The sequence below is a fragment of the Paenibacillus sp. Root444D2 genome (assembly GCF_001426375.1).
GTDB lineage: Bacteria > Bacillota > Bacilli > Paenibacillales > NBRC-103111 > Paenibacillus_E.
Genome location: NZ_LMEO01000045.1, coordinates 772,516 through 785,277 on the forward strand (window position 1 = coordinate 772,516; position 12,762 = coordinate 785,277).

The window sequence follows — 12,762 nt, forward strand, 5'->3', positions numbered from 1 at the left end:
TGGAATGAAGAAAATAGTACTTGTTGACGATGAAATCCTAATTAGGGAAACCATTCGCGATTGTATCCATTGGGAAAAGGAAGGGTTTATTTATAGTGGTGATGCATCAGATGGTGAAGTTGCTCTTCCTATCATAGAAAGGGTTCAGCCCGACATCTTAATTACCGATATCCTCATGCCTTTCATGAACGGTCTTGAATTAAGCAGCATCATGCGCAAACAATTTCCAGAAATGAAGATCATTATTATTAGTGGCCATGCCGAGTTTGAATATGCCAGAACTGCTATGCAAATTGGCGTACAAGAATACTGCTTAAAGCCAATTACCCCAACTGATCTCCTCAAGGTTCTTCACAAAGTTAGTAATGAAATTGACAAAGAACTGGAAATAAAGTCCAAGCTTCAGATGCTTAAAGACAATCAAAATGTAAATAGCAAGATAACCCAAAATAAATTATTGAATGATCTATGCAGTGGCTTTATGACCACCTCTGAAGTGATGCATCATAGTGCCGCCATTCAATTGAATATCGTAGCTCATTTTTATGTAGTTACTGTACTGGATTTACGAGATACGGAAGCGTACAAAATTGAAGATATGAATACCATGGATGAAAAGGAGCGCTTGTTGTTGGACAAGTGCTTAAAAATCAGGCACCAATACAAGCAACTGATGTTTCAGCGCAGCCGCTCTGAATACGTATGGATTATTAAGGGAGCTACACTAGAGAATTTAAAACATGAATTACAACAGTTTCAGGATTTGCAAAAAGCGATCTCAGAAGAGCCCCATTCACTCCCTATCTCCATTGGTATTGGTAGTGTGCAAGATCGTCTGCAAAACGTCCACCTATCCTTTTTAGATGCTATGGAAGATGTTCATTGGCGAAGGCTATCTCGACAGAATCAGAATGTGCTTAGTGAGATGAAAACAGAAACCTTAGACCCTACGCTATTTTTAGATCGTGGCGCTTTCATGGATTTTTTGAAAATCGGGTCGCATAGCAAACTAGAAGCATTCGTTGCAGATTATGCTGCAGCCTTGGTTGACATCAATTGGCATTCAACATCCATTGGGTTTTACATTTTGAATGATGTGACCATTGAGGCATTCCGTACAAATAAAGATATGTATCGTCATCTGGCAGAGCCTGAAAAGTCCCTTCAACAATTTCAGCAAATGATTGGAACTATCCGGACTTGGGAAGAAACGTGTTCATATTTAGTCAGCTTAATTGAACAATTTTGGAGTTGGCGTTCCCGCATCTACGATAAATATAGCGATATGATAACCAAGGTCAAAGAATACATTCAGTTGAATTTTGAAAAAGATAACTTTTCTTTACAAGATGCTGCTGAGTATGTCAATTTGAGTCCAAACTACTTGAGCAGAGTATTCAGCCAAGAGACAGGTCAAACCTTCATTGAGTTTTTAACACAAATGCGCATTCGAAAAGCAATGGAACTTCTTAAAAGCACATCAGCTAAATCGTATGAAATCGCTTTTTTGGTGGGCTATAATGATCCCCACTATTTCTCAAATTTGTTCAAACGATTAACGGGTATGACCCCGAAGGAATTCAGGAAGAATGGAACTGCTGATGAAGCACTCGATATCTTGAGGGGAGAAACTCTTCATGTGGAAGATTAAATGGATGATAATCGCCTATTTGATCTTGCTAATTTTATCCGGGTGTAATGGATCAGCGTCTCCCTCCCCAGAAGTAACTTATAACGTAACGAGTACGCTCGATCCATCAGTGTCTCCTATCAAACATTCTGACCAACTCACGTTTGGAATTATTTATCCGATGGCACACCCGTTCTATGAAATGATTACTGATTCCATAGAAAAAGCTAGCAAACCCTATTCGATTCAATTAATTGTCAAAGCTCCTGATGAAATTAGTCTGGAACAACAGATGAGAATGATGGAAACCATGATTGCACAGAAGGTCAACGGAATTGCTATTGACCCCATCGATTCCGTTGCCCTCACCCCTTTAATTAATAAAGCATCACAAGCAGGTATTCCCGTCATTTGCTTTGAATCCGATGTTCCTGCTAGTAAACGATACTCCTATATTGGAAGTGATCCACTTAAAGAAGGCACTTTAATGGGGCAAATTATTGATAGAAATCTGAAAGGCAGAGGTATGATCATGATCGAGGGGAGTATGTCCGACTCTCCTCAGATCAGCCGTCGACTTGAAGGCATCATACAATATTTAAACCAAAACACCGAAATACAAGTACTTGAAACAAGATACCATCATGGTGATAACGAAAAAGCAATTTCAGATCTAGAATCCATGATCGATGAGCATCCTCATTTTGACGCACTCATCCCTTTGGATATCGTATCCAGTTCTAATGCCATTCTTGTTTGGAAATCTCAAGGTTTAAAGCGCTATGCCATTACTTTTGGTTTGACGCCTGAAGTAAAGAAAGCTTTACTAAATGGTCAAATTAACGCAGTGATTTCTGAGTATGAAGAACAGTGGGGAGAAAAAATTATCGAACAATTGCTCGCCGCGACTAAAAATGCACCTACTCCTACATGGGTCGACACTGGTTTTCAAGAGATTAAACAAAGTGATATGACCGTTGAATAATAGATGCTGCTATGCTTAAAAACCCACAGATCAACCTGTTTTTGAAACAACAGGCTGATCTGTGGGTTTTGTAAGCAAGCTTATTGCAGAACAAAACCCCACTCTACATACTAAAAAAGAATGGGGTTCTATTTAGACTAAATGCTCACAAAGGTTTTATGAAAAAAGTATACTGGTAAACATTTGGAGTGATTTGATATTCCGGATGAATGGTAGTACTCCAACCATTATCTCCACCGAGTCCGGTATGTGCATGATCGATGTTTAACCAGATACGATCACCGCGTACAAGATCCGATTGGTGCCGTGCAGCCGCGTATTCCGCAACCGAATTGCGATGCACATTGAAGTGAAGCGGCTGTTCTCCTTCCACTCGGATGCCACTTCCCATTGAATTGGATAGTTCCAACCAGCGGACATCTTCCTTGCCGCCGCATTCTACCGGCACGATATAAGGATAATGTTGTTCGTCCACTGAGCTGTGATACAATCCGATAGGAGCGCTTGACTTACGGTCGATGTAGTTCTCATGCAATCCTCTACCGTACCATTTCAATAGACCGAACATCTCTGGCAGGGTAATTGTAGTCCCGATTCGAGGCAGCATCGGCAGCACAGAGTCTGCTTTCACTGTATGCTCCAACCTTATCGTTCCGTCTCCAAATAAGGAATACCGCAAAAAGCTATCGAATCCAGCACTCACTCCCGTCGCTGAAAGGCGACAAGCAACTTCGATATTTACTCTGGTTTCATCCACTTGAAATGCAAGTGTCCTCACATCTTGGCGTTCTAATCGATCTAATCCAAATTCTCTCCAAACAGCAGCAATCGATTGCCTACCTGCTAAGGCATCATCAATCCCAGTCGGCGCTCTATAAAAGTTTTCGGACATGCCGGAGTTGATTAGCAATTGCCCATCAAATACATAAGAAGATAGTAGTCCTTCCTGCTTGTCAAATGCGATAGCGAAACGTTCTCCTGAGATTTCGATCAGATCCGTTGTCTGATCTAGACGAATCGTACCACCCGCTTCTAATTTCAGCGGTCGAACCTGGTCGCTAAAAGGCAGTTCAAATTGTTCCTGACAGATTTCATATCCGTATTCAGCCCACGACAAGGCATGTTTCAAGCGAAGCGAAAGATTGAGGTAATATTCCTGCCCTATTTCACGAGTCAGACTTGTGAAAGGAACCCTGAGAACCTCGCTTTGTCCAGCAATGACATCCGGCAGTGAGAGAAGCCCGTTCTCCGTAGGGATACCGTTCTTGCAGACTTCCCAGTGTAAGTCCAGATGCGACAAGCTGGAGCTTAGATATTTATTATTAATATAAACGGTCCCCTTCGACAGATCATGAACTTTAATCGCAACAGGAGCCTGAAGCTTTTTGATTTCCAAAGCTCCTGGATGCGGCGTCAAATCCGGTTGAACAACGCCGTTCAAGCACATTTCGACCACTTCATCCGTAACGTTTTCACCAAAATCCCCGCCGTATGCCCAGTACCGTGTACCGTCCTCTAAGGCATGTACTAAAGCTTTATCCGACCAATCCCATACAAAGCCGCCTTGGAACCGGGGATAGCGATCTACCATATCCCAGAACTTATAGAAATTCCCTGTGCTGTTGCTCTTCGCGTAAGCATACTCGCACATAACCATGGGGCGCAAGTCACCGGTATTTGCCATCTCTTCCTCCACCCACGATAGTGTCGGATACATCGGTGTACGAATATCGGTTATGAGTGAGCTAGAGTCACCGCTTTCATATTGAATCAACCTATACGGGTCGTAATATCGAATCCAACCGGTCATCGCTGCATGATTCATCCCGACACCGCTCTCATTGCCGAGAGACCAAAATAAAATGGATGGATGGTTTTTATCCCGCATCACCATTCGGATCGCCCGATCCAAATAGGCATGCGCCCATTCTGGATCTTTGGAGAGCAAAGATTGAATGCCATGCGTTTCTAAATTAGCCTCATCAACCAGATATAATCCATACTCATTGCATAAATCGTACCATACAGGATCGTTCGGATAATGGCTCGTGCGAACGGCATTAAAATTAAGTCGTTTCATGGCAATGATTTCTTCTCGCATCCGCTCGTGGGAAATGGTCCTACCCGTCTCAGGATGATGTTCATGACGATTCACGCCTCGAATCACAAGGCGCTCTCCGTTCAGCGTAATAACGCCGTCCTTCGTCATTTCGATTCTTCTAAAGCCCACCCGGCAGCTCTCGTAATCTACCGCCTCGCCTTGCGAATTCAGAAGCGTCAATACTAACGTGTATAAACTTGGTTCCTCAGCACTCCACTTCGTGGGCTTCGCAATCGATGCCATCAGCAAGGCGGCACCCGCTTCACGCACCCATTTGGAACGGTCATACATTGGTGAATCAGCCGAAACCTCCGCGGTCACAGCTGGGATCACATCTTCTCCTTGTGCATCCAGAAGCCGCGCTTGTACTTGGTAGTCAGCGAATCCATCCGCGTTATTGACATAACTGTATACAATCAGCTCTCCATCCTGACAGCTCTCGTCCAGTAAAGCCATTACCTTAAAATCGCGAATTCGGATTTTAGGCTTGCTGTACAAAGTTACGGAACGATATATGCCAGATAAATGCCAGTAATCCTGGTCTTCCAAATAAGACCCGTCGCACCAGCGCATGACCTGAAGAGCGACCGTATTTTCCCCAGGCAATAAATATGTAGTCACATCGAATTCCGCACTAAGTTTACTATCCTGGGAGTAGCCTACCTTTTCCCCATTCACCCACAAGTAAAATGCCGATTCGACTCCGTCAAACTGAAGGAAAACATCTCTTTCTTTCCATGTATCAGGCACCATGAAGCTCCGTACATAACAGCCTGTCGGATTATTCGAAGGAACGAAAGGCGGACGCAGTGATAAAAATTCGTTATCGGTCACAGGTCCTTTTCTTCCCGGCTGCAGGACATGTTTATCATTCACATTACTCATATCAAAAGGAAACTTAATATTCGTGTAGATCGGGGCGTCATAACCTTGCAGCTCCCAATTGCCTGGTACACGAATCTCTTTCCAACGTGAAACATCCTCATTTACCTTATAAAAATCCTGCGGCACAGACAATGGGTTCTGTACCAGGCTGAATTTCCACAATCCATCGAGGGATTGAACGAAAGGCGAACTTGTTCGATCGCATGAAGCAGCTTCAACAAAACTAGCGTACGCACCTAAAGGAACATGCATGGGTTCCCGATTAACTTGCAGCACATGGTGATTTTCCCACTCGTGCGGAGTTGAACGTATATTCATCCTTTTACAGCACCTCCAGTCAGACCTCGGACCAATGTCTTATTTCCAAAAAGGAACAAGATAATCAGTGGCAGCGTGCCTAGGCTCAGTCCTAATATACTTGCGGAATAATCGTACCTATACGCCGAGGACAGTGTTGTAATCCCTAAAGGCAATGTGAAAAGGTCCGGCTTGTTGATGGTCACTAACGGGAGCAAATAATTGTTCCACGACCATAGAAACGCCAGAAGTCCGAGCGTCGTAAGTGCCGGCATCAGGAACGGTACAACAATCTGGTAAAAGAGCTTTAATTCCCCACAACCGTCGATTCGGGCGCTTTCCAGCACCTCTGTAGGCACGGAGGATGAAGAGAATTGCGTCATGAAAAAGACCCCGAACGCATTATTGCAGGCAGCAATAATAAGCGGCATATGCGTATTATTCAAATGAAAAAACTTCATTTCAATGACATAGGCGATCATCCCTAGTTGTCCGGGTATCATCATGGTGAACAAGATAAAAAGATATAACCATTTCTTTCCTTTAAATTCAAATTTACCGAAGGCATAGCCCGTCAGAGCACTGAACGACAGTGTTAGCACTGTACTGAGGACTGCTACATAGAGACTATTCAAATAGAACAAAGGAAAATTTCCCGACATGACTTTCTTTAAGTTTTGTATAAAATAATTTCCCGGAAGGAGCACGACGCCTTGAAACAAATCATTTGCATAGTAGGTGCCCATAATGATCATATTGTAAAATGGCGAAAGCACGATCAGGCAGATCAATGTCAATCCGGTAATTACTAGCCCTTTACTCATCTTCATCGCGTGTTCTCCTCCTTGTTCATCCATTTGATGCTCAATACGGAGAATAACGCGATCACAAGAAATGTCGAGTAAGCGATGGCTGCTCCCTTACCGTATTGAAAGGAGCTTCCGCTAAAGGAGGAATCGTACATATACCAAATTGGCGTTAACGCTGCACCGTCCGGCCCGCCAACTGTCGGTGCGCCTCCCACCCAGCCGCTAAACAGCAGCATCGGTTCTTCGACCATTTGTAAGCCGCCAATAATCGAGGTAATAATCAAAAACAAGTTCATAGGCTTTAACAAAGGAATCGTAATATGAAAGAAAACTTGTCTGGCTGATGCTCCATCAACTGTAGCCGCTTCATAGATGGAAGGATCAACACTGGCCATGCCCGCTGTATAAAACATGACAAAATAGCCAAGATTTTTCCATATCACCATCACAATAATGATGCAACGAGCTAATCCCGGTTCGCCCAGCCAATTTATGTTTTCTTGAATGAGCCCGAGATGCGTCAAAATATTATTCAATATACCGCTCTGCCAGTCAAACAACAGCGAGAAAATAATCCCGACAGCTACGGGGGTTGTTAAATAAGGGCTAAAAATACTGAGACGGAAAAACGTTTTGCCTCTAATCCATTTACTTTCGATGATACTTGCTAGGAGCATCCCGAATAAAATCAGCACCGGCAAGTAACACAGCATGTAAAACATTGTATTGCCAATACTTTTCCAGAAATAGGTATCTTCAAACAAAAGCAGCTTGTAATTAGCCAAGCCGATAAAGAGTCGATCTCCCGTCAAGGTCCAATTCGTAAAGCTTATGTAAAGTGTAAATAGGATCGGAAATAAGCCGAATATCAAGTAAGTCAAATAATAAGGGGCAATGAACACATAAGGCCACTTGTTCGTTTGTTTTAAGTTGGCGGCTGACCGCATGAAAGCTCACATCCTTCATACATAATCAAATGGCAACCGGCACGCGCCGATTGCCATGTGGGCTTACGTTATTTAAAAGTCAATTCTGGGTGATTTCGTTTCAATTCCTGCTTCCACTTTTCAAGACCTGTTTCTGCCGTGAAGGTCTTATCCTTCATCATGGTCTGCGCAACCAATGTTGAAGCATTATAAATGTCATTATCATATTTGGTCACAGGCTTGCTTTTTAAAGTAGGAAGCACTTTGGTGTTCCAGAACAAGCCAAGATCCTGACCGCCAAAGTAAGCGTCTGCTCCCGTGGATAAGTTCGCTGAATCGGTGAACACCGATTTCATTGGCACATAATAATCAAGCGATGTTTTATTCACTTCTTGGCCTTCTTTGGTCGTATAATACCACTTCAGAAACGTCCATGCTGCGTCTTTGTTTTTACTGCTCTTAGTAATACCCAATGACGTTCCGCCATAACTGAATCCGCCTGCAGGAGGAACCATAATACCCCAGCGACCATTGCTGTCCTTATCGTTAGCTTTAATGACATACTTTGGAGACCAGTTCGCCGCAGGATAGAAGATGACATCGTCTTTTGTGTAAGAAGCGTTCCAAGTTGGCGACCACATATCCAGCTTCTGGTCAATTCCGGCATCGCGAATAGCCTGAACTTTTTTCAAAACGGTTAGGAACTCTGTGCTGTTTACTTCCGTTCCTTTAATGATCGGTGTAGCGTCTTGTGGATACAATGTCGTATAGGCGTCTACGAGACCTGCGATCATAGAAACTTTACCGTTGCTTTTCTCCTTCACTTCTTTGCCCTTGGCGATGAACGTATCCCAATCAGGGAACATCGCGCTTAATTGATCGGGATCATCCGTTCCGAAATATTGCTTGGCCAGATTACGTTTATATGCGAATCCGCCTGGCGACACAGCCCATTCCAAGCTGACAAGCTCCCCTTTATCGTTCATCGTTTGCGGAATAACATAATCCAAAAGCTGAGATTGATCAAAGTTATAAGGTGCCTTCGTCAAATCATCCAAGATGTTAAGCGAATAAAGCGAACCCCGTGCATTGATTTCACCGAAAACAATATCAGGCAATTCAGAACCCGCAGCAACGGAGGTTTGTACCTTCTTGACATAGTCCGCTGCAGCGACTTGCACGAAATTCAATTTAATATTGGGATATAGTTTATTAAAAGCTTCTTGGGCTGGTTTATAGAAACCGCTGTCCCAATACCACATGTTTACTGTACCTGACATATTTTTGTCGTCTCCAGCCCCTGCTCCCCCGCTGCCGGATGGTGAAGCTTTCGGCGTAGCTTCCGCTTTCTTGCCGGAATCTGGCGTGCTGGCAGCATTTTTATTATCGGAGCTGCAAGCGCTTAAAACCAAAGAAAAGAGTAACATTATGCCCATCAAGAACGGTAATGCTCGATAGTTTTTTGGCCTATTCAATTGGTATTCCCCCTGAAATTCGTTGATTTGGGACTTGGAGTTTCACTATAAAAGGCGCCTCTCGTATGTGCGTCTCCTTGTCTCTCATAACTATACTTCCAGCCGATGAAACGCAAAAGTATACAAACCGTTCATTTTGTTTAAAATGTGATGCAATGTGTTCAGTTTCACCAATTCACAGCATTTCCTCATTCGTCAAAGGCAGCACCATGATTGCAGCCGTTCCTTTGCCTTCTTCGCTAACCATCTCCAATCCATATTGATCTCCGCATAAATAACGAATTCGTTCTTGAATATTCCGAAGTCCGACCTGCTTAAACTTGCCTTGGCGCCTAAAGGACGGAGCGTTTTGAAAAATACTAGCAACCCTGTCAGCACTCATTCCTTGCCCATTATCCTGAACTGAAATTTTCAGTCGATCCTCCCCGCTGCGTTTCATTTGGACCGTAATGATTCCTACTTCATCCATACCTGCAACCCCATGGAAAATCGCATTTTCCACCAAAGGTTGCAGACAGCTTTTCGGAATACAAATAGAATCCAAGCCATCCTCTATATCCCATCGAAGTTCGAATCTATCCGCATAACGATAACGTTGAATTCGGACATAATGATCGATAAGTTCTTTTTCTCGAGAAAGCGTTGTCAATACGCCTGTCTCTTCAATTTGTACGGCATCCTGCAGAATACCGATAAACGACTCCACCATCTCCTCGATCTCTTGATGCTTTTGTTTCCTCGATAAATAGACCACTGTATTCAACGTATTGTAAATGAAGTGCGGATTAATTTGAGCAAACAATAATTCCGCGGATACACGTCGTTTCCAAGCCTCCTGCTCGGCCTTTTCCTTCATCTGCAGTTGAATGTTTTGCAGCATTAACTCAAAACCGTTTTTGAGCACAGCCAACTCGTCTTTACTATGGAAGGACAGATGGATATTGTAGTTCCCCATGGAGACTTGTTTCATCGCTTTAGACATTTGTGAAATTGGCTTCGTAATCGTCGAAATAATCGGCACAAACATCAATAAACAAAAGACCAGACACAAAACGAGAAAAGCGATACCATAAAAAATGACACTCTCAATCTTGTGATAAAACTGCTCTCGGGATGTATAGGTCATTATGGACCATGGTACCGCACTTAAGGTCTCTTTGAAGACAAAGCCGTGTTTATTAAGCAGCTTGAGTGCTTCCGGCTCTTGGGAATCCGTTGGCATTCCGTTGTTTAACAGCATGGTTCCGTCGTTTCGCATCCATGCATATTTATCAAAAGAAAGGTGAAGCGAGCCCACAACCTGTTCGAAAGCCTCATAATTAATATTCAGCAGCAGAACGCCGCCTGTAGGAAACAGTATGTAAAAACTGATGACCTTCGTTTTCTTCAAATTTTGAAGTACGTGCGGAACCGTGAAGCCGCTCTTCTCGCCGGTCTGGATCGCCTCCTGATACCAAGGCTTTTTTAACTCATCATCATAATAACTGTCAAGCGAAAATGGGGACCAGAATACTTTGCCGTCGGATCGAACGATAGCCATCGAATCCAAATAATTTCGCAGTACGTTAAACTTGAGCAGCTGCCGATTCACATCTGAATACGCCAAAAGCTCATCATAGACGGATTCATAAGACAGCTTATTTGAGAACGTTTGCAAAAGTTCGTCGTTCACAATATTCCCGGCATATTTTTCTATATCGTCTACCAATTGGTTCATTTGATTCACGGTCTGCTGTAAATAGATATCGTTATCGTGAATCGTTTGATTTTCAAGTATGAAAAAAAAACGCCAATACGCCAACAAACTGCTGAGCGTTAACGATACGATGACGATCAGAACCACGCTTCCCAGTATTTTGTTCTTGATGCTGCGGTTCATGCTTACCCTCCAACTCGGTCTTTGTATTCACTCGGATAAGTGCCGATCATTTTTTTAAATACTTGGCTGAAATATTGGCTCGTTTGGTATCCGACTAAAGTGGATATTTCGTAAATTTTCAACTCATCCTTCTTCAATAGCTCCTTAGCCTTTTCAATTCTGAATTCCGTGATAAAGTCGGATAACGTCTTATTCATTTCTTTTTTGAATGTTTTTCTAAGATGAATGCTGCTGATATTGATATTTGTAGCAACGGATTCAACGGAGAGATCCGACTCGCCATAATGATGTTTCACATATTCGACCGCTTTCACAACCCAACGGGAATGAGCATTGGCGGTGAGTTCGTCCATGGCTAATTGATCGTTAATTTCTCTTATGAACGACTGTAGGATCGTAGTTGCATCTGTCCCCAACGGCAACGCGGGATCGATTGCAAAACGATCCTGCATGTATTTGCCAAGCTCCTTAATAACCTGCCTGAATGCGCGGATATGCTTATGACCGATAAGCGAAACCGTAAACAGCTTCTCCAGAACCTCAACCGCCGCATCTCGATTGCAAAGTTCTATTTCATTCTTGATGGCTTGAACTGCCTTTTGACTTGCTTCAAGAGGCTAATCGCGAAGTCCTGACTGAGCTTGCTCTACCGAAAAAAGTGCTCGTGCCGGAAAAAACATAGCGTAATCATAGGTTGCCTTCAAAGCCTGATAGGCAGTTGGAATCGTTTGACTGCTCGTACATAAGGCAACGGACAGGCTGACAGGAACCTTTTCAATAGTAGAAATAGCCTTTTGAATGAAGCCAGCAACCTTGTAAGCCTCATTCCAACAAAATAGCGTACTCTGAGGATTAGGAAGCTGAAGAATCAGTGCATACCCTTCATTCCCATCTTCAACTGCCTCAAACCAGCGGGACTCCCCCTCATCTTGCATCATGGAAGTCACAAGTTGCCAAACCTGCTCAGGCTGCTGGATCTGCCCGCAGCGTTTTCCCCCATTCAAGAGGTAGGTCGGCCCCACTTCAAAATAAAATAAGGCAGAACTTCCCTGTAGGACTTGGTTTACTTCACGGGCAGCTGGAGAATTCGAATCGTGAGGCTCCGCGAGCCATTTTCCATGAAGTACATCTAACAACAACTGCTTTTTAACGTTTTTCCAGATGGCTTGTTCATCGGCCAAAGATTGCTTGATCGCCAGCAATTGGTTCAAAAGCCGATTTTGACTAATCTCATGCTTTAATACATAGTGAGCTGCTTTTAATTCTAAGGCTTGTCTTACGTAATCGAAATCACGATAAGCCGTTAAGAAGACTATGCGTGTTCCCGGCTCTGTTTCCAAAATGCGCTTGCTGAGCTCCAAACCGTCTATATGAGGCATGGAAATATCAGAGATTACGATTTTCGGTCTTTTCTTTTCAAACCATTCCCATGCTTTCCGAGGATCCGTCGTTTGTATGACAACTTCAAAGCCATGTTCGTGCCAATCTATGATATCAGCGACATTTTCCAAGGCCATCGGCTCATCGTCAACCAACATAACACTGATGAGTTCCACTTGTTATGCATCCCCTCTCAAATAGAGACTACTATATAATCGAAAAAAGCATTCCTCTTATTAGAAGAACACTTATAACTACGAGCTAGATGTGTATGACTATATAGTAGAAATAAAAGAAGAACAATACCATTTATCGATCTTTTTGTATAATAATCGATGGTTATCACTTTCAGAGTAAAGAGGCGTATACCTGTTTGGTATGCGCCTCCGATTCTA

General features: G+C 43.2%; 9 protein-coding genes. 2 read left to right on the forward strand and 7 right to left on the reverse strand.

All coding sequences use genetic code 11. The features are described from left to right. The first annotated feature begins 4 nt into the window (after positions 1-4). Complete coding sequence (locus ASD40_RS24735) at positions 5-1,651, forward strand: helix-turn-helix domain-containing protein (protein WP_057305795.1); 1,647 nt, start codon at positions 5-7, stop codon at positions 1,649-1,651. Then, positions 1,638-2,615: a sugar ABC transporter substrate-binding protein gene (locus ASD40_RS24740; protein WP_057305796.1), complete on the forward strand. Its 978-nt coding sequence runs from the start codon at positions 1,638-1,640 to the stop codon at positions 2,613-2,615. Before ASD40_RS24735 ends, ASD40_RS24740 begins: the two co-directional genes overlap by 14 nt. Positions 2,616-2,760: 145 nt before the next feature. Here the strand turns inward: ASD40_RS24740 and ASD40_RS24745 are convergent, their stop codons facing one another. From ASD40_RS24745 to ASD40_RS24775, 7 genes are all read right to left on the reverse strand, one after another. Beyond that, positions 2,761-5,919 (reverse strand): glycoside hydrolase family 2 TIM barrel-domain containing protein, encoded by a 3,159-nt coding sequence (locus tag ASD40_RS24745; RefSeq protein WP_057305797.1) that lies wholly within the window; start codon positions 5,917-5,919, stop codon positions 2,761-2,763. Next, the gene (locus ASD40_RS24750; RefSeq protein ID WP_057305798.1) at positions 5,916-6,728 is read right to left on the reverse strand and encodes a carbohydrate ABC transporter permease; all 813 of its coding nucleotides are present in this window, start codon (positions 6,726-6,728) and stop codon (positions 5,916-5,918) included. The genes ASD40_RS24745 and ASD40_RS24750 overlap by 4 nt, the downstream gene beginning before the upstream one ends. Then, the gene (locus ASD40_RS24755; RefSeq protein ID WP_057305799.1) at positions 6,725-7,654 is read right to left on the reverse strand and encodes a carbohydrate ABC transporter permease; all 930 of its coding nucleotides are present in this window, start codon (positions 7,652-7,654) and stop codon (positions 6,725-6,727) included. Before ASD40_RS24755 ends, ASD40_RS24750 begins: the two co-directional genes overlap by 4 nt. Positions 7,655-7,722: 68 nt before the next feature. Further along, positions 7,723-9,108 (reverse strand): extracellular solute-binding protein, encoded by a 1,386-nt coding sequence (locus ASD40_RS24760; RefSeq protein ID WP_057305800.1) that lies wholly within the window; start codon positions 9,106-9,108, stop codon positions 7,723-7,725. Positions 9,109-9,283: 175 nt separating this feature from the next. Next, entirely contained in the window at positions 9,284-10,987 is a 1,704-nt protein-coding gene (locus ASD40_RS24765; protein ID WP_057305801.1) for a cache domain-containing sensor histidine kinase, read from the reverse strand. A gap of 2 nt (positions 10,988-10,989) precedes the next feature. Further along, positions 10,990-11,439 (reverse strand): helix-turn-helix transcriptional regulator, encoded by a 450-nt coding sequence (locus ASD40_RS24770; protein ID WP_057305802.1) that lies wholly within the window; start codon positions 11,437-11,439, stop codon positions 10,990-10,992. Between the two features lie 165 nt (positions 11,440-11,604). Beyond that, positions 11,605-12,543 (reverse strand): response regulator, encoded by a 939-nt coding sequence (locus ASD40_RS24775; protein ID WP_057305803.1) that lies wholly within the window; start codon positions 12,541-12,543, stop codon positions 11,605-11,607. Between the last annotated feature and the right edge of the window lie 219 nt (positions 12,544-12,762).